This window comes from Methylotuvimicrobium buryatense (assembly GCF_005931095.1).
Taxonomy (GTDB): domain Bacteria; phylum Pseudomonadota; class Gammaproteobacteria; order Methylococcales; family Methylomonadaceae; genus Methylotuvimicrobium; species Methylotuvimicrobium buryatense.
Window position 1 is genome coordinate 506,631 of record NZ_CP035467.1, and the last position, 19,159, is coordinate 525,789.

Here is a 19,159-nt window from a genome sequence, read left to right on the forward strand (position 1 = left end):
AACTTATACAAGTAGTAGGCTTTGTGGCGGTTTGGTGACTCGCTTGACAGGACGCCGTGAATACATCCATGTAGGCTTGGCGTCCTGTCAAGCGAGCCACCAACCCCCTTCCAAAACAGTTGTCTAAGTTATTTCATGCTCGTTCCTAAGTAATATTTACGGCTACTACCTTTAGCGATTTGGGAGCGTTAGCTTTTAACCGCAAATTAACACCATTACTACTTACCTGCAACTGTGTTATGGGGCTACGAAAGCAGAAAAAATATCTATCAACTAAGATTGGCTATCGCCCCTTTGGTTTGTTTCCTTTGTTTTGCTCTTTCAGAGCGTCGAATATTTATTTTTTTTCGGTGTAAAGACACATGCATGAGATAGCGTCTCGGTTTACGCAATCGGTTATCACCCAAATCAGCGATTTGGGTAACGGTCTAATCAACGATACTTTTTTAATCGATACGGTATCCGGGCGTTTTGTTTTGCAACGGATCAATCCCCGGGTTTTTGCCGAGCCTAAGTTGATCATGGCCAACTTGAGCGAACTGAATAACTATATAACGCAAGAAGCTGAATCCGACCTTAAGCTGCGTATTCCTGCCATCGTCAAAACAATTTCCGGAGAATCTTATTATCAAGATGAGCGAGGCGAGATCTGGCGAGCGCTGCAATATCTCGAAAATACAATTAGTTTCGAAACGGTCGACGATATCAAGCAAGCCGAGCAAGCAGGATTTGCGTTAGGCTATTTTCATCGTTTAGCCGGTGGATTGAGTGTCGAACGTTTGCACGATACCTTGCCCGGTTTTCATATCGCGCCGGATTATTTACGGCAATATCGACAAGTTCGTCAGAAGGCGGCAATTCAAGATTCATCAGCGGTTCGGTATTGCGCTGATTTTATCGATAGACGACAAGCGTTGTCGGAAGTGTTGGAATATGCAAAGCAAAGGGGAATATTGGCCGTGCGTGTGATTCATGGCGACCCTAAGTTGAATAATTTTTTGTTCGACCGCAATACGCATCGGGTTGTCAGTCTAATCGATTTGGATACCGTCAAGCCCGGCCTGGTTCATTACGACATCGGCGATTGCATCCGCTCGTTATGTCATATCGAAAGCTCCGACGAATTCGATACGGCTATTTGCGAAGCGGTGTTAACGCATTACTTGGCCGAAACGCATGCGTTTTTTACCGAACGCGACTATCGCTATCTTTATCCGGCGATACGGCTGATTCCATTCGAATTGGGTTTGCGGTTTTTTACCGACTATTTGTCTGGCGATGTTTATTTTAAAGTTTCCGAGCCGAAACAAAATCTATGGCGGGCTGTAGCTCAATTCAGATTTTGCGAGAGCATTGAACGGCGGAAGACATCTATCGAACAAATCATAGAAAAACTAGCTCCGCCCGCTTTGAAATTTCAAGTGCGAAAATGATATTTATGAAATAATTCGCGGCTTTAAATCATCTTACCGAAGTAGCATGCTGCGACTGACCGAACTGAAATTGCCGCTCGATCATCAACCGGACCAACTGAAAACCGCGATTCTCGAAAAATTAGTCATTAAACCTTCCGAGCTACTGAAATTTACGATATTCAAACGGAGTTTCGATGCCCGCAAGCGTGGCGCGATCATGCTGATTTATTCGGTGGATGTCGAAACCACGAAAGAAGCGGAAATTATGCAACGTTTAGCCAAGGATCCGCAGGTTCGTCCGACGCCGGATATGGCTTATCGCTTTGTTGCGAAGGCGCCCGAAGGTCTGATCAAGCAGCCGGTTGTCATCGGTACCGGGCCTTGCGGCTTGTTTGCCGGTTTGGTTTTGGCGCAAATGGGATTTCGTCCGATTATTTTGGAGAGAGGCAAAGCGGTGCGTGAACGGACTGTCGATACTTTCGGGTTGTGGCGTAAGCGAGATTTTAACCCGGAGTCGAATGTGCAGTTCGGTGAAGGCGGTGCCGGTACATTTTCAGACGGCAAACTCTATAGCCAAATCAAGGATCCGGGCTATCGAGGTCGTAAAGTTTTGACCGAGTTCGTCAAGGCTGGAGCGCCGCCTGAAATACTCTATGTCAATAAACCGCATATCGGTACGTTTCGGTTGGTTTCAATGGTTGAATCGATGCGCGCCGAGATCGAATCCTTGGGCGGTCAAATTCGCTTTCAAAGCCGGGTCGAGGATATCGAAATTGACAATGGACAAGTCAAAGGCGTAGTGCTTGCCGGGGGTGGGCGTATCGATACCGAGCATGTCGTGTTGGCGGTCGGCCACAGTGCGCGGGATACTTTTAGCATGCTATATCGACGGGGTTTCTATATCGAGGCCAAGCCGTTTTCGATCGGTTTTCGTATCGAACATCCTCAATCGATGATCGATCAATGCAGGTTCGGGCCGCAGGCCGGACATCCTCTATTGGGTGCGGCCGATTACAAATTAGTGCATCATTGCCGTAACGGTCGCGCAGTATATAGTTTTTGCATGTGCCCGGGCGGTACGGTGGTCGCGGCGACTTCGGAGCCCGGTCATGTCGTGACCAACGGCATGAGCCAATATTCGCGCAACGAACGAAACGCCAATAGTGCGATCGTCGTCGATGTCGATCCGACCGATTTTCCCGGGGGCCCTTTGGCCGGGATTGAGTTTCAACGCCGATGGGAGCGAAAAGCTTTTGAATTGGGTGGCGGTAATTACGATGCGCCGGGGCAATTAGTCGGCGATTTTTTGGCGGGTCGGTCTTCCACCTGTTTAGGTTCGGTATTGCCGTCTTATACGCCGGGATTGAATTTATGCGATCTAGCCTCGGCGTTGCCGGATTTTGCGATCGAGGCGATCAGAGAAGCGTTGCCGGCATTCGACAAACAAATCAAAGGTTTTGCAATGCATGATGCGGTATTGACCGGTGTCGAAACAAGAACGTCTTCGCCGATCCGTATCAAGCGTGATGTCGACTTCCAAAGCCTAAATACCAAAGGCTTGTTTCCTGCCGGAGAAGGTGCCGGCTATGCCGGCGGCATTCTTTCCGCGGCTGTCGATGGTATCAAGGTAGCGGAAGCGGTCGCTCTGGCAATCGTTAATCCTTAACGGCTTCAGTTTTGCATGCGGTTGTTTTTTTGCTGTTCCTGACGACGCCTCGGATGACAAATAATGTTAATAAAATGAAGCCATAAAACAAAGGTCGGGTCAGATCGGCTTTTACAGTCAAGGCGAAATGCAAAATAGCGAGTAAGCCGATCACATAGACTGCGCTGTGCAGTTTTTTCCAGTTTTTCCCGAGTTTTCTCATCATGTTATTGGTTGATGTAACGGTCAACGGGACGAGCAGTAGATAAGCCAATAAACCCACCATTACAGTGGGACTGGTATAGAGATCTTCAATGATTAGAGCAAAACTGAATGAATGTTCGAAACCGATAAAGATGAGAAAATGCACCGAGCAATAGAAAAAAGTGAACAAAGCAACGACGCGTCTGTATTTTTGCAGGCCAGGTTGTTTGAAAATCATCTTAGCCGGCGTAAATGCCAGCGTAATCAGCAGAAATCTTAACGACCAGATGCCGCTTTCTTGAGCCAAAGCTTCGACCGGGTTAGGGCCGAGCGAGTCGGTCAAGGCATTCCATAGCATCAGCAAAAAAGGAATCAGAGCGATTATAAAAATGGCGCATTTTATTTCGAAGGTCGATAACTTGTTCATCCGACCGCCGATTTCGGATATCCGTGATTATTCATGGGGGCAATCACCGGTTGATTTTTGTTTTATTTTGAGCCAATCTTAACCGTGGCTTAAAAATTAACTTACCACTTTATCGAGATAAGACAACAGTTATCCCGTTCATTTAACCGATATAGCTATCCACGCCGGAAAGCAATAGGTCGTATTGCATCTCGGTCGTTTCCTTGATCAAGTATGCCGGCACGCCTTTGACGATGTTGCCGGGGTTACCGACCCAGCCTACCGCATCCGAGGGGCCAAGGCTCAATACATAGCCGATGTCGCGGTGCATGTAAGGCAAACAAAAACGGGTCAATCCGGCTTCCAGCAGAATGTTTTTAGCGGCGGCGCGGCCTTTGCGTAAAGCCGATTGAGCCGTCATCGAGTTCGACCCCATCATGTCGTAATGCGAACAATCGCCGGCGGTAAAAATCCGCGTCAATGTTTGCTTGCCTAAACGGATTTGTCCTGAACTGTTTGCATGCCATAGCGGTTGCGGTTTTTTTCCGGTGAGCAGCAAGGTTAGCTGCGAATCCGGAATATTATGACGTTCGCCCTGTTTATGCACCAGATACGCCATTTGTTCGGCGCTACTTTCAAAATGCCACTCCGGCATGAATGCGATACGCTTTTCGATCATACGTTGTTCGACATAATCGCCGAATGCATGCGGAAATTGGCCCAGCAATTTTACATGCGCATCGTACACATTCAACCGAAAATCGGCATGCATCGCTTTTAAGACATGGTCTATTTCAAGTGCGAACTGTATGCCGGTCGGGCCGCCTCCAATAAGGTTGATCGTTTTTTCCGGTCCGCCATTGCTGACAAAGCGTTCAAGAATCTCGGCCCCTGAATTCAGTGTCAATGCGGTCAAATCATAAAAATTCGGCCGGCGAAGCGGCATGCCGGAAGAGGCTCCTGTGGCTATCAGCAAAAAATCGAAGTGCAGCGTTTCGGTGTCGAGTTTAATGGTTCGTTGATCCTGCCAGTCTTTTAGCCGGTTTTCATCGATATCGACGGCGTATTGCCGGTGGTCGAATTGAAAACGTTCGGCCAATGTCTCATAGGAAATGCGAATGCTTTCCAGAGGTCTATGTATGGTTTCGTGTAGTCTTGTGATGATCAAGTGCCAAGGTTTCGGGTCGATCAACGTGATGCGTGCATCGGGTGCAGCTTTTCTCAGCGTTATTAAGGCCGACAAACCTGCATAGCCACCGCCGACGATGACGACATGTATCGGTTGGCCGCCTTGGGTTTCGGAGCTGTCAATGGTGTTGTGCGTTGCAGTCGAATTCATGGTTTTACTGGCTTAGGAAGTACTGGTTGCTGAGTCACTGCCATTAAATAAAGGGAAACTCGTCATTCCGCCATGGACTGGCGGAATCCAGTGCCATGGATGGCAAGCTTTTGAGTTACATTAGAGCTTGAATGCAAGCATTAGGAATATGCACTAAATAACTTCTACAAGGAGTACGCGTTTAGGCGGTTCGGTGACTCGCTTGACAGGACGCCGTGAATACGTTCAGGTAGGCTTGACGGCGGCTTTTTCCCTGCCGCCGACACCTGTCAATAGAGCCACCAAACCCCCTTCCAACAGTTGTCGAAGTTATTTCATGCTCGTTTCTTGCTTATTTCAATGAAGGCTTAACTTAACGGCAGTAGGTTACTGAGTCCGAAGTATATATTATCGTCCGAGACTGGCGTTCGAAAAATTTAAGGATAGACTGATAAGTAGAAAATGATATTGCCAACTGATGACTTGCTATAAAAAATCACTTTATATCGTTCGCCGCGACATGCGTATCGATGACAACACGGCTCTCAATGAAGCATTGCGCTTATCGGAACAAGTGCAGGCTTGTTTTATCTTCGATCCGTCTCAGATTGATGAGCATCCTTACCAAAGTAGGCCGGCGCTGCAATTCATGCTACAAAGCCTGGACGATTTACGGGAGCAGTTTAGAGAGCGCGGCGCATGTTTGACTATTGTGCGAGGCGAACCCGAGAAAATAGTAAAAGATTGGGTGCTTGCTTGCGGTATCGAGGCCGTATTTGTCAACCGTGACTACACGCCGTTCAGTCGGCATCGCGATTATCGCTTGCAGCAAGTTTGTATCGAGCTCGACATCGCATGGCATTCATGCGCGGATGTGCTATTGAACGAGCCGGAACAGGCCCTCAAAAGCGATGGCTCGGCTTATAAAGTGTTTACCGCTTTCTACAATAATGCGCGAAGGATTCCTGTTGGCTTGCCGCAAACTTTGGCGGAAGGCCGTTTTTGCGTGCCGCCGGAATGCCCGTTGTACGACTACGAACCACTCAAAACGAATGCCGGTCCGAACTTGCGGGGCGGGCGTCGACAGGCGTTGGCAATTTTCGATGCCCTGGAAAACCTTAAAGAGTATCAAAACCGGCGGGATTACCCGGCTTTGGCCTCGACCAGCCTGTTATCGGCGCATTTGAAATTCGGTACCGTTTCGATACGCGAAGCTTTCTATGTCGTACAATGCGTGCTGGGTGACGGCCATCCCTTGCTGCGTCAATTTTACTGGCGCGATTTTTTTACGCATATCGCCTACCATTTTCCCGAGGTATTCGGGCATGCATTCGTGCGCAAATATGACGCATTGCCGTGGCGGAATGATCAGGCGCAGTTTTATGCCTGGGTCGAAGGAAGAACCGGTTTTCCGATCGTCGATGCCGGGATGCGCGAATTGAATCGAACCGGTTATATGCATAACCGGGTGCGGATGATTACCGCGTCTTTTTTAGTCAAGGATTTACATATTAGTTGGCGCTGGGGCGAACGTTATTTCGCGCAGCATTTGGTCGATTACGATCCCTGTGTGAATAACGGTAACTGGCAGTGGGCCGCGTCCACCGGTTGCGATGCCCAGCCTTATTTCAGAATTTTCAATCCTTGGCTGCAACAACAGAAGTTCGATGGGGATTGTGAGTATATTTACCGGTGGATACCCGAATTACGCCCGTTCGCGCCGAGTATTATTCACACTTGGGATAAAAAGTTTGCGGCCTGCGATTATCCGAAACCGATCGTCGATCACCGGCTTGAAAGCGAAAAAGCCAAGGAAATGTTTCGCATGTGCACAAACTAAGAAACCTAGAAAAACATCTCGCCATGAAGAATAAGAGCTTAATTCAATAACTTGTCATTAGGTTGTGTAAAATTTTCGCTTACCCGAAAGGTTAGCTGCAATGTTTAGGTAATCTCTTGAAATACCTCATCAACCTCATGTGCTTCATGGTTGAACTGCCGAATTTAGGTGAAAGGGTAAACTTTGTGGAGTCGAAATCATAGTAGACGCATCGCAATCTTTTTTAAGCTTGGTGGCTCCGGAATGCTTGCGAAATGGACGGCAAAACGGTATCTACACTATTCAAATTTCAATGTTCGAACACAGGAAAACCATGAAACGTATCATATTAATCGGATTGTTATTTTTAACGGGGTGCGTTGATTTGCCGGAAGGTATTACGCCGGTCGGCAATTTCGAAGTCGAGCGCTATCTAGGAAAATGGTATGAGATAGCTCGACTCGATCACCGTTTCGAAAGAGGTTTGACCCATATTTCCGCAGAATACAGTTTGAGAGACGATGGCGGCCTTAAGGTAGTCAACAAGGGTTACAATACCGAATACCAGGAATGGGATAGCGCCGAAGGGAAGGCTTATTTCGTTGGCAGGCCCGATATCGGCCGCTTGAAAGTTTCTTTTTTCGGGCCGTTTTACGGCGGTTACAACATCATTGCATTGGATAAGGAAAACTATAATTATGCGATGATCGCGGGTCCCGATCGCGATTATTTATGGATTTTATCGCGGACGCCGACGCTAGCCCCAGAGATTGTCGAGCGATTGGTTGCTGAAGCGAAGGAGTTAGATTTTGCGGTCGATCAGTTGATTTATACCGAACAAACACAAACACCGTGAAGCTATATCGCCTTTATAGACGCCAGCCATTGAGGCTTTCTTTGTCGGAAGCGTGGGATTTTTTTTCGTCGCCCCATCATCTGAATGACATTACGCCAGAATTTTTCAACGTGAGGATTACGTCCGACGTTCCGGGTCGAATTTATGCCGGTTTATTGATCGCTTATCGCATGAAGGCGGTATTCGGCTTTCCGATGACATGGCTTTCGGAAATTAGCCATTGCGATGAACCTAATTATTTTATTTATCAACAGCGAATCGGGCCTTTCAAATTTTGGAGCCATGAAGTGCGTCTGACAGAACAAGGTCAAGGCGTTGTTTTAGAAGATATCATGTTTTACGCGATGCCTTTGGGTTGGCTAGGCGTTATACTCAATCAATTATTGATTGCCGACAGGCTCGACCGGATTTTTGCGGTCCGGCGTGACTATATCAAGGCAAAATGGGGGAGTGATGATTAAACGGGGGATATTGATAATGCTATGTTTTGCGTGGTTCATTAAAAATGCTCAGGCAGAAATCGCGCCTGGCTTGGTTGACGGTCACTTAAAAAATTGCCCGGGTTCGCCTAACTGTGTGAACAGTGAGCAGGACGATATTGAACCGATAGCCTTCGGCGACCTTTCGGCGGATGAGGCCTGGCAAAAGCTGCAGCAGGCAATTAGCGGTGAAGGAGGCGAGTTGAAAAGTGTTTCCGGCGACTATCTCTGGGCGATTTTCAAAACGCCGATGCTGCGTTTTACCGATGACGTCGAAGCTAGACTCGATTCCGGTAATCGGCAAATTCATTTGCGTTCCGCATCGCGTGTCGGTTATTCCGACTTTGGAGTCAACCGTAGGCGTCTGGAATCGATTAAAAACCGTTATCAGCGGTTGTCGAAAACAGCAGATCGATAGCGCATGGATAGCACCATGGAGAGACTATGATGAACGAGCACGCACATAAAATCAGGGTTGGCATCAGCAGTTGCCTGCTTGGCGAGGAAGTCCGTTTTGACGGCGGTCATAAAAGCAATGCCTATATTCGTAAGACCTTGAGCCACTATTTCGAGTTTGTGCCTTTTTGTCCGGAGGTTGAGAGCGGCATGAGTATTCCACGCCCGACGATTCAGCTCAGATATACCGACCGAGGCGTCCGTTGCGTCGGCGTCAAGGACCACAGTATCGATGTGACCGATCAATTGCTTGGTTGTGCTGAGCAGCAGCGGCACTGGCTTTCCGGATTATGCGGGTATATCTTGAAGAAGGATTCGCCGAGTTGTGGAATGACGCGAGTCAAAATATATCGAGAGGATCATGCCGATCGGGTCGGCACGGGCATTTTCGCGCAATTCGTCAAAGACAATTTTCCGCTGATGCCGATGGAAGAGGAGGGGCGTTTAGGCGACCCGAGGTTGCGCGAGAATTTTATTCAACGGGTTTATGTGATGTATCGCTGGAAATTGTTGTGCGCTGAGCCGATAACACCGAGTCGGCTCACTATTTTTCACAGCCAACATAAACTGATTGCGATGAGCCACGATCAGAACGAGGCAAGGGAGCTCGGGCGCTTAGCTGCCAGCGCCGTTAAAGGCAACGCCCAGGAAATTGCAGGACAATATGGTACTGCCTTAATGCGCTGTCTTAAAAAAACGGCAAGTCGGGGTAATCATGTCAATGTGTTGCAGCATATTCAAGGTTATTTGAAAAAATCGCTCGATGCGGACGACAAAGCCGAATTGACCGAAACGATAGAGCGTTATCGCTTGGGACTGTTGCCGTTGATCGTGCCGATCACGTTGCTTCGTCATCATTTTCGCAGGCAGCCGGACCCGTTTATCGGGCAATCCTATTATATGTCGCCTTATCCTGAAGAATTGACGGTATTGAATGAGATTTAGGATTGGGCTCTATATTATTTTTCTTTTTCATTCTTGCGATAATGGATGAAAGGTGAAAGGTGTTTTCTGCGGGAGCGATCACCAGATTCATCTATTGGCAAACCTCGTAGCTTCAAGGTGTTATTTGTCACTAAATTGCAAGTTTAGCCAGTGTTCTTTTAGATGCGTATTTTTCTGGCTTTTTGTTTAATCATCGTACTGTGGTCGACAACGCCTTTAGCGATTAAATGGAGTGGCGAAGGTCCGGGTTTTTTATTCGGCGTTGCCGCGCGTATGGTCATTGGACTGGCTTGTTTGTTGCCTTTTGTCTTGTTTGCCCGGCGCAAATTTCCTGTCGATCGAAAGGCATGGTTGACTTATTTTGCGGTTGCGTTGCAAATTTACGGAGCGATGCTGTCGGTTTACTGGGCCGCACAATTTATTCCGTCCGGTTGGATCTCGGTCATTTTCGGGTTGACGCCTATGTTGACCGCGTTCATGTCGGCATTATGGCTCAATGAACGCAGTCTTGGCTTATTGCAATTAATTGCTTATGGTTTGGGGCTTGCCGGCTTATTGGTGATGTTCGGCACGGCTATGGATATTAGCCGGGATGCCGCAATGGGTATTGGCGGCGTGACGCTTGCGTCATTTTTGCAATCGGCCAGCTCGGTTTTAGTCAAACGCATTGGTGCGGCCTTGCCGTCGGTAACGCAAGTGACCGGCGGTTTGTTAGTAGCAGTGCCGTTGTATTTGATTACCTGGTATCGAGGCGACGGCGTTTGGCCCGATATCATTCCGGTGCAGAGCCTTTTATCGATTGTGTATTTAGGAGTCGTTGCCACGACGATTGGATTTGCTCTGTATTATTATGTGCTGATCCATGTTCCTGCGACAAAGGTTGCCTTGATCACCTTAGTGACGCCGGTTATGTCGTTATTGATCGGCAATGCGGTCAATAGGGAACCGCTTAATGAAAAGGTTCTGATTGGCGCCGGCTTAATCATGGGAGCCTTGCTGCTGCATCAATATAGCGGTTTATTCAGGCGTAAAGAAAAAAACAAAACAGCGATCAGAAGGGCTTGATGAAGGCTATGTTTGCATTAACAGTTGAAATCACGAAATATACTCATCGCAGATCAAAATTCGGCGCAGGGATGCCCGTCAAAGGACGCCGTGAATACGTCCATGTAGGCTCTATGCCAGCTCCATGCTGGCAAAGCCTTTGTCGAGCACCCCGGTGCCTCCTTAGTCACCTGCCGAATTTTGAAGTACGAAAGGTATACAACTGTAATGCCGACTTTTGATCGACATACTTTAAATTACAGCGATCGTTCCGGAGGGCTAATGCTGGACTTTTTAAAACCGAAAAACGTTAAAATTGCCGAGTCAGTCGCACGACTGTTCTATCCGATTATTCACGATATAAAGTCTAGTAATGACGGGGCTTTGCCTGTATCGGTATTGCAGGATGATTATTTGATCGGCTATTTGGCGGGGTCGGTAGCAGTGGCCGCGAGTTTTGCGGGCATAACGAATCCCAAAATTAACGGGCTTACCAATCTACACTTTTTTGAACGCTTGTTTCCGAAACATGGCATGACTATTTGTCGGCAGCACCCGGAAAAAATGTCTTCTTCCGAAGAATATTTGTCAGCCTACCAAGAAGGAGTGGAGAGCTTTAATAAAATAATTGGCGGTTTAGGGGGAAAGGGTTTAAAAAACATAACAGCTAATGAGGTGGATTTAGGATCATTAAGCGAGCATATAGAACATGTTTATCCTCTAACAAGCTAGAAAACCAAAATATAGCCGGCAGAAGTCTGGGGCTGTTATGAATTAATCTAGAAAAAGCTGTTTACCATGAGGCTCATGAAAAATGATTAGTTAATTCAATAGCTTGTTGTTGGGTCGTGTCGGTTGTATAGAGGGTTCGTGCCGCACAATATGCCGAGTGTAGAGCGAATCGGCGCCTAGTTTTGATTAGCGAACAATAAAAAACAACCGGTTGGTTTAATTGCCAACCGGTTGTTTCGTTTAGCGAAGCGGATTATTTTTTAGCGGGATCGCTAAGTAAAATATCGTCTTTATTGTTTTCGACCGTTTTTTCTCCGATTCCGGAAACATTGGCCAATTCCTCGACGGATTTAAAGTCACCGTTTTTAGTTCTATATTGCACGATCGCTTCGGCTTTTTTCAAGCCAATGCCTTTCAGCGCTTCGGAAATAGTTTGAGCATCGGCATTGTTGATGTTGACCGGGGTTGCAAGCGCGTTAAACGACAGCAAAGCTAATAACATTAAGATCTTGTTCATATTTTTTTCTCTCTTATTAAGTTTAACTTAAGGTGGGATAAAACAATTGAACAGTCTAAGTTTATAGCCAACCACGATCGCCTTAGTCTATTCGCTAGTAATGGTAGTCGTTTTTTGGATAATTCCAAGTTTTTCTAGCGAAAACCCTAAAAGGCTGCGTGCGTTGATAGTTGAAAAGACATCGAAAGCGCTATTCTGTTAGTCCATACCGGGGCTGCGCCAGCTATTAGCGCAAACATAGCACAAAAAACTGATCCCGTCTGTTAACGTCCGATTGCGTAATAAGCTAAACCGCTTTGTTTGACAAATGTGGGCTCGAACATATTGCGACCATCGAAAATAACTTTGTCTCGTAAGATTTGACTCAAGTGATCGAAATCCGGACTGCGGAATTGCTTCCATTCGGTAACGATCGCCAACGCATCGGCATCTTCCAGCGCTTCGTTTTGATCCTCGGCATAGATCAAGCCGTTTTTATTTCCATAAATGCGCATAGCTTCCTCCAGCGCTTCAGGATCGTAAGCTCGAACGGTGGCGCCGGCATCGATCAAGGCTTCCAGTAGCACTCGGCTAGGCGCTTCACGCATGTCGTCGGTATTGGGTTTGAACGACAAGCCCCATATAGCGAAAACCTTGCCTTTCAAATCGCCGTTGTAATGATGCTGGATTTTTTCGAATAAACGTTTTTTCTGTCGGTCGTTGACATTCTCGACGGCATTTAATAACTCGGCTTGATATCCGACTTGCTTTGCGGTCCGTTCCAATGCTTTGACATCCTTAGGAAAGCATGAGCCTCCGTAGCCGCAGCCCGGGTAGATAAAGCTGTAACCGATGCGACTGTCCGAACCGATGCCTTGACGGACATGTTCAATATCGGCGCCTAATTTTTCGGCCAAGTTAGCTAGTTCGTTCATGAAGCTGATTTTGGTTGCCAGCATCGCGTTCGCGGCATATTTGGTCAATTCGGCAGACCGGATATCCATCGTGATAACCCGTTCGCGGCTGCGGTTGAACGGAGCGTAGAGTGCTTTGAGTAATTCGGCGGTTCTTGGGTTATCGGTGCCGACAACGATACGGTCCGGCTTCATGAAATCGTCGAGCGCGGCACCTTCCTTCAAAAATTCGGGATTCGACACGACGTCGAATTCCAAGTCTTTCTTGCCTCGTTCTTGAAGTACGTGGATCATGGCTTCTTTGACTTTATCGGCGGTTCCGACCGGTACCGTGGACTTATCGATTACGACTCGATAATCTTCCATGTGTTGGGCAATGTTTTTAGCGACCGCAAGAACATATTGCAAATCGGCTGAACCGTCCTCGTCAGGCGGCGTTCCGACCGCAATAAACTGAAATAAACCATGATTGACCGCTTCTTTGACATCGGAGGTAAAGCGCAAGCGGCCGGCTTCCTGGTTTTCTTTAACCATCGCTTCCAGCCCAGGCTCATAAATCGGGATGATGCCTTGCTTGAGTTTTTCGATCTTGGTTTCGTCGATATCCATGCAGATTACATCGTTGCCCACTTCCGCCAAGCAAGTGCCTGTCACCAGGCCGACATAACCGCTTCCAAATACAGTGATTTTCATAATCTTTGAGTTACCCTTACAATATAAATAAAGAATATTCGAGATTCTAGCGAATGAGCCTCAACACTAACGTGCGATAGCCTATCATGATTGCCAACTTTTTCGAATCAGTTACAATCGCCTCATGAAAAAACAACTACCGCAAATCGAAAAGCTACTTTCGGGATTTTCCGCCGAAGATGCCGTACAAATTGAGAAGGCTTTGGCTCTTGTCGATGAGGCCGATAGCAATCCGCTTAATATTAGACCAAAAGGGATTGCGGTCGCGATGATTTTGGGTAGTGTTTATAGCGATTTGGCCAGCATACTGGCTGCGTTATTAAGCGATTCGCGATTAGCAGGTCGTTTAGCCGCAGCCGAAATTAAGCAACAATTCGGCGAAACGGTTGCGGGTTTAGTCAAGGATGTCAATTGGCTCAATAATTTGCGCGTCTATAGTCCGGAGTTGACACACGAGCCCAATCAAAATGAAACACTCAGACGAATGCTATTGGCGATGACGCACGATGTGCGCTCGGTGCTGATCAAGCTAGCCTATCGTATTGAGCGTCTGCGGGGAATATCGGCGGAAGAACCGGGTGTTCGGCGGTTTATCGCGCAAGAGACCCTGGATGTCTATGCGCCGTTGGCGAACCGGCTCGGGGTGAGTCAATTCAAATGGGAGCTTGAGGATCTAGCGTTTCGCTATCTCGAGCCGGATAATTATAAGCGCATTGCCGAATCGCTTGCCGATAAGCGCATTCATCGCGAAGATTGTATTCAAACATTCATAGAAGACCTCCGTCGAATTCTTAAGGAAGAAGGTATTACGGCAAAGGTTTATGGAAGGCCCAAGCATATTTACAGCATTTGGAACAAAATGCGCCGCAAGCAGTTAGCTATCGACGATCTTTACGATTTACTTGCAGTGCGCGTGATCGTCGATAGCTTGACGGCTTGTTATAGCGTATTGGGTTTGGCGCATAGTTATTGGAAATACATTCCTAAAGAATTCGACGATTATATTGCCAACCCGAAGGAAAACGGTTATCAATCCTTGCATACCGTGATCGTCGACCACAAAGGCAATCGTATCGAAATTCAGATTCGCACTCGTTCGATGCATGAATTTGCCGAATTAGGGGTTGCCGCGCATTGGCGTTACAAGGAAGGCAGTAAGCACAATGCCGCGACCGAAAAGAATATCGCTTCGTTGCGCCAATTGCTGGAATATAAGGATAGCGGCGACAATTTGGTCGAAAATTTTCGAACCGAACTTTTTTCGGATCGGGTCTTTGTGTTGACGCCGGCCGGAAAATTGATCGATCTGATCAAGGGTTCGACGCCTCTCGATTTTGCTTACACGATACATACCGAAATTGGGCACGGTTGTCGCGGGGCGAAAGTCAACGGACGTATCAAGCCCTTAACATATAAGCTTAGGTCGGGCGATCAGGTTGAGATCATCACGGTTAAAAACGGCGAGCCGAATCATAACTGGCTCGACCCGAACTTGGGTTATTTAAAAACGCCGCGGGCGGTCGGGAAGGTCAGAAGTTGGTTTAGACAACAGCAGCAAGCCGAAAATATTGTTTTCGGCAAACAAATTCTGGATAAAGAAAGTAAACGATTAGGATTGAAGTCGATTGAGATGGGTGAATTGCTCAGCCATTTCAAATTTAACGACGCCGAGCTTTTTTATGAAGCGATAGGTCGTGGCGATATTACTAATCGGCAGTTGGTTGCCGCGCTAAAAATCCCCGAATTTGCCGAGCCCGCCTATCCTTCCGCCAGAGGGAGCGAGAGCAAAACGGCGGCAAAATCGACCATCACCGTTGCCGGTATCGATAATGTGGTAACCAGTTTGGCGCAATGCTGTTGTCCGGTCAAAGGCGACGATATCATCGGTTTCATCTCGCATAAGCGAGGGATCACAATCCATCGGCGCGACTGCGAAAATATTTTGACGCTAAGTCCCGAACAGCAACCGCAATTGATCGATGCCGAATGGAGTTCGGAGCAGCCATCGCGCCATAATGTACCGATTATTATCCATGCTTTCAATGCGCAAAACCTGCTCAGCGACGTGACTCGTATCATGATGTATGCTAAGGCGCATATTATCGATGCCTCGTTAAAAACGCATCCGGATTTATCGGCAATACTGACGATGACGATCAATATCGAAAGCACCGCCCAGCTAAGCTCGGTGCTCGGCAGAATCAGCCAATTACCGAATATATTGGAAGTTAAGCGTAAAACATAATTTGTAATTATTCAGCATAAGTCATGTATGAGAAGGTGTCAGGCATTGATTTATAAGGCTGTCTGCAACAGGACGTTGCAGTCAGAGCTTACAGGGATGTATTCACGCGTCCTTAGAAATCAATGCCTGACACCAACCTACCGCATGCGCTGAATAGTTACCTTAATTTAAATCACAAACACATCGGCATGACCCAAAACAAACAAAAATATTTGGTATTAATCGACGGCTCGTCTTTTTTATTTCGCGCCTACCATGCGGTACCACCCTTGACGAGCCCGGATGGCACGCCGACCAATGCGATATACGGGGTGGCCAATATGTTGCGTAAATTGATGACCGACCATCCGACCGATTATATCGGCGTTATTTTCGATGCGCCCGGAAAGACCTTTAGACATAATCTATACGATCAATACAAGGCACACCGACCGCCGATGCCGGACGATCTGCGCGTACAAATAGAACCCTTGCACCGCTTGATTCGAGCGATGGGCCTGCCCTTGATCATGCAGCCCGATGTCGAGGCGGACGATGTTATCGGCGCATTTGCCAAGCAAGCCGAGCGAGACGGATTTCAGGTCGTCATTTCAACCGGCGACAAGGATATGGCGCAATTGGTTACCGAACATATCACGCTCGAAAACACGATGTCCGGCAGCCGTACCGACCGCCAAGGCGTGATCGAAAAGTTCGGCGTGACACCTGAACAAATCATCGATTATTTAGCCTTGATGGGCGACACGGTCGACAATATTCCCGGCGTGCCCAAGGTCGGGCCAAAAACGGCAGCTAAATGGCTAAACGAATATCAAACGCTGGAAAGATTGATCGAATGCGCCGATCAAATCAAGGGTAAGGTCGGTGAGAATCTACGCAACGCGCTCGATCAACTGCCGTTGTCGAAGCAATTGACCACGATTGATTGCGATGTTCCGTTGCCATGCTCGGCGGAGGAATTAAAAATGAATCCGGTCGATCAAAGCGAACTCAAGTCGATGCTTGTCGAATTGGGTTTTACGTCTTGGTTGAAAATACTGGAGCAGTCCGCCGATGTCGGCTCCGGCCGGGACGCTAAAGCTGTCGAAAGTCCGCAAGCGATTGATGCGCGCTATGAAACGATCTTGACCGAACACGATTTTGAACGTTGGCTCGAGCGGCTCGAGAAGGCCGAGTTGTTTGCGTTCGATACCGAAACGACCAGTCTTGATTACAGCCGCGCCGAAGTCGTCGGGATATCGTTTGCGGTCGAAGCCGGGCATGCCGCTTATTTGCCGGTTGCGCACGATTATTCGGATGCACCGGAGCAATTAGATCGATCCGCCGTATTGGAAAAAATGCGTCCGCTGCTGGAAAATCCGAATAAAGCCAAACTGGGACAGAATCTTAAATACGACGCCAACGTGCTGGCCAATCACGGTATAGAGTTGCGCGGTATCGCTCACGATACGATGCTCGAATCCTATGTGTTGAACAGTACCGCGACTAAGCACAACATGGATGATTTGGCGAAGACGTATCTTAACTATACGACGATACATTACGAAGATGTCGCGGGGAAGGGCGCGAAACAGATTCCGTTTCAGGAAGTCGCCATCGAACAGGCGACGCCTTATGCCGCCGAAGATGCGGACATCACCTTGCGTTTACATGAAGTTCTGAGTGAAAAACTCGAACAAAATCCGTCGTTGGTGCAATTGTATCGAGAAATCGAAATTCCTCTGGTCGAAGTGTTGTCGCGTATCGAGAGAAACGGGGTATTGCTCGATACCGAAATGCTGGCGCGGCAGAGCCAGGAGTTGGCCGCCCAGATTGCCTCGATCGAGCAGCATGCGCACGACCTGGCCGGGCAGGCATTCAATTTGGGTTCGCCGAAGCAAATTCAAAGCATTATTTACGATAAGCTGAATTTGCCGGTACTGAAAAAAACCCCGACCGGACAGCCGTCGACCGACGAATCGGTGCTGCAGGAATTGGCTGCCGATTATCCGTTGCCTCGTTTGATTCTCGAGCATCGCACGACCAGCAAGCTGAAATCGACTTATACCGATAAATTGCCGCAACAGGTCAATCCGAAAACCGGGCGCGTGCATACCTCCTATCATCAGGCGGTCGCGGCGACCGGTCGTTTGTCTTCGTCCGATCCCAATCTACAGAATATTCCGATTCGCACTCCCGAAGGCAGGAGAATACGGCAGGCTTTCATTGCGTCGCCGGGCTATGTGTTGGTTGCGGCCGATTATTCACAAATCGAGCTGCGCATCATGGCGCATTTGTCCGGCGATGCCGGTCTTTTGGCAGCTTTCAAACAAGGGCAGGATATTCATAGCGCGACCGCGGCCGAGGTCTTCGGGGTCGAGCCTGAGCAAGTTACCGCCGATTTACGGCGTTCGGCCAAGGCGATCAATTTTGGCTTGATTTACGGCATGTCGTCGTTCGGCTTGGCGCAGCAATTAGGCTTGACCAGAGGGCAGGCGCAATCTTATATCGACATGTATTTCGCGCGGTATCCCGGTGTCAAAGCATTTATGGATAACATCCGAGAGTTGGCGAAAAACCAGGGGTATGTCGAAACTTTATTCGGCCGTAGGCTTTATTTGCCGGAAATCAATTCGCGCAACCCCGCGCGCCGTCAATACGCCGAACGAACCGCAATCAATGCGCCGATGCAAGGCACCGCCGCCGATATCATAAAGCGCGCGATGATCGCTTGCGATCGTTGGCTTCAAACAGATTCGCCCGATGCCCGAATGATCATGCAGGTGCATGACGAATTGGTTTTTGAAATTGCCGAGTCGGCCGTTTCCGGGTGTATCGAAAGATTGAGGGATTTGATGAGTTCGGCGGCAACGCTCGATGTGCCGTTGATCGTCGATATCGGTACCGGTCTGAATTGGGATGAGGCGCATTAGTCTTTTTTAGGCGCATTACGTTTTTTATAAGGATTGAACTTTTCCAATATTATTAAATCGTAATGTTATACGTCAGTTATGACGTTGGATCAGTCCATTCCCCTCCCCCTCTTTAATGGACTGATTCTTTTCCTCAAGCCCCATTGAATGCATTCTTATCTTTGGGGCTCTCTTTCCGATAGCGTTTCTCTGCTATGCTTATGTAACGATACCCTTTATCAGTCAAATTTCGGCGTTCTGTTAAGGAAGTAACTGAACCTGCTACAAAGCGGATAGTTATACCCTTCGCACTTGAAATTTCGGCATTGCCTAAGGAGGCGCCGGGGTGTGCGGCAAAGGCTTTGCCGGCATGGAGCTGGCATAGAGCCTACAGGGATGTATTCACGGCGTTCTTTGACGGATACCCCTGCGCCGAATTTTGATCTGCGATGGGTATATAGGAAGTTATTTGTCACGAAATCCTAAGTTCTGCCCCATATATAGCAAGCTTTTCGGTATTTCGTGTCCTTGTGACAAGACTTCGGTAGTCTATGCCGGAATGACACGGCCTTAAAAAGTTGTGTTGATACTCACATCATGA

Annotated in this window: 15 protein-coding genes; 11 read left to right on the plus strand and 4 right to left on the minus strand. The window is 48.0% G+C overall.

Translation table 11 applies throughout. From position 1 onward, the window contains the following. The first annotated feature begins 362 nt into the window (after nucleotides 1-362). Complete coding sequence (locus EQU24_RS02370) at nucleotides 363-1,433, plus strand: phosphotransferase enzyme family protein (protein WP_017841037.1); 1,071 nt, start codon at nucleotides 363-365, stop codon at nucleotides 1,431-1,433. Between the two features lie 46 nt (nucleotides 1,434-1,479). After that, nucleotides 1,480-3,081, plus strand: a complete 1,602-nt coding sequence (locus EQU24_RS02375) for an NAD(P)/FAD-dependent oxidoreductase (RefSeq protein ID WP_017841036.1) — start codon at nucleotides 1,480-1,482, stop codon at nucleotides 3,079-3,081. On the opposite strand, the gene EQU24_RS02380 is transcribed toward EQU24_RS02375, so the two are convergent. Both EQU24_RS02380 and EQU24_RS02385 read right to left on the minus strand, forming a co-directional pair. Beyond that, the gene (locus tag EQU24_RS02380) at nucleotides 3,071-3,691 is read right to left on the minus strand and encodes a protein-methionine-sulfoxide reductase heme-binding subunit MsrQ (RefSeq protein WP_017841035.1); all 621 of its coding nucleotides are present in this window, start codon (nucleotides 3,689-3,691) and stop codon (nucleotides 3,071-3,073) included. The genes EQU24_RS02375 and EQU24_RS02380 overlap by 11 nt on opposite strands. A 142-nt stretch (nucleotides 3,692-3,833) precedes the next feature. Next, entirely contained in the window at nucleotides 3,834-5,009 is a 1,176-nt protein-coding gene (locus tag EQU24_RS02385; protein ID WP_017841034.1) for an NAD(P)/FAD-dependent oxidoreductase, read from the minus strand. Between the two features lie 457 nt (nucleotides 5,010-5,466). On the opposite strand from EQU24_RS02385, the gene EQU24_RS02390 reads away from it, so the two are divergent. The 7 genes from EQU24_RS02390 to EQU24_RS02420 all read left to right on the plus strand — a co-directional run bounded on the left by EQU24_RS02390 (nucleotide 5,467) and on the right by EQU24_RS02420 (nucleotide 11,319). After that, nucleotides 5,467-6,828: a cryptochrome/photolyase family protein gene (locus EQU24_RS02390; RefSeq protein ID WP_017841033.1), complete on the plus strand. Its 1,362-nt coding sequence runs from the start codon at nucleotides 5,467-5,469 to the stop codon at nucleotides 6,826-6,828. Nucleotides 6,829-7,141: 313 nt separating this feature from the next. Continuing rightward, nucleotides 7,142-7,663 carry a lipocalin family protein gene (locus tag EQU24_RS02395; protein WP_014146886.1) on the plus strand — a complete coding sequence of 174 codons (522 nt, stop codon included), beginning with the start codon at nucleotides 7,142-7,144 and terminating at the stop codon, nucleotides 7,661-7,663. Next, entirely contained in the window at nucleotides 7,660-8,124 is a 465-nt protein-coding gene (locus tag EQU24_RS02400; protein ID WP_026130211.1) for an SRPBCC family protein, read from the plus strand. The genes EQU24_RS02395 and EQU24_RS02400 overlap by 4 nt, the downstream gene beginning before the upstream one ends. A 16-nt stretch (nucleotides 8,125-8,140) precedes the next feature. Further along, nucleotides 8,141-8,560, plus strand: coding sequence for a DUF1499 domain-containing protein (locus tag EQU24_RS02405; protein ID WP_040575665.1), 420 nt, complete (start codon nucleotides 8,141-8,143; stop codon nucleotides 8,558-8,560). A gap of 26 nt (nucleotides 8,561-8,586) precedes the next feature. Then, nucleotides 8,587-9,543, plus strand: a complete 957-nt coding sequence (locus EQU24_RS02410; RefSeq protein WP_017841030.1) for a YbgA family protein — start codon at nucleotides 8,587-8,589, stop codon at nucleotides 9,541-9,543. Between the two features lie 162 nt (nucleotides 9,544-9,705). Next, the gene (locus EQU24_RS02415; RefSeq protein WP_017841029.1) at nucleotides 9,706-10,608 is read left to right on the plus strand and encodes a DMT family transporter; all 903 of its coding nucleotides are present in this window, start codon (nucleotides 9,706-9,708) and stop codon (nucleotides 10,606-10,608) included. A 207-nt stretch (nucleotides 10,609-10,815) separates the two neighbouring features. After that, nucleotides 10,816-11,319: a hypothetical protein gene (locus EQU24_RS02420; RefSeq protein WP_017841028.1), complete on the plus strand. Its 504-nt coding sequence runs from the start codon at nucleotides 10,816-10,818 to the stop codon at nucleotides 11,317-11,319. Nucleotides 11,320-11,572: 253 nt separating this feature from the next. Here EQU24_RS02420 and EQU24_RS02425 read toward each other — a convergent pair whose 3' ends face one another. Then, nucleotides 11,573-11,836 carry a ComEA family DNA-binding protein gene (locus EQU24_RS02425; RefSeq protein ID WP_017841027.1) on the minus strand — a complete coding sequence of 88 codons (264 nt, stop codon included), beginning with the start codon at nucleotides 11,834-11,836 and terminating at the stop codon, nucleotides 11,573-11,575. Nucleotides 11,837-12,099: 263 nt separating this feature from the next. Then, nucleotides 12,100-13,422 carry a UDP-glucose dehydrogenase family protein gene (locus EQU24_RS02430; protein WP_017841026.1) on the minus strand — a complete coding sequence of 441 codons (1,323 nt, stop codon included), beginning with the start codon at nucleotides 13,420-13,422 and terminating at the stop codon, nucleotides 12,100-12,102. A 124-nt stretch (nucleotides 13,423-13,546) separates the two neighbouring features. Between EQU24_RS02430 and EQU24_RS02435 the strand changes: the two genes are divergently transcribed. Beyond that, nucleotides 13,547-15,667 (plus strand): RelA/SpoT family protein, encoded by a 2,121-nt coding sequence (locus EQU24_RS02435; RefSeq protein ID WP_017841025.1) that lies wholly within the window; start codon nucleotides 13,547-13,549, stop codon nucleotides 15,665-15,667. A 188-nt stretch (nucleotides 15,668-15,855) separates the two neighbouring features. Continuing rightward, nucleotides 15,856-18,579, plus strand: a complete 2,724-nt coding sequence (polA, locus tag EQU24_RS02440) for a DNA polymerase I (RefSeq protein ID WP_026130210.1) — start codon at nucleotides 15,856-15,858, stop codon at nucleotides 18,577-18,579. Nucleotides 18,580-19,159 lie beyond the last annotated feature (580 nt).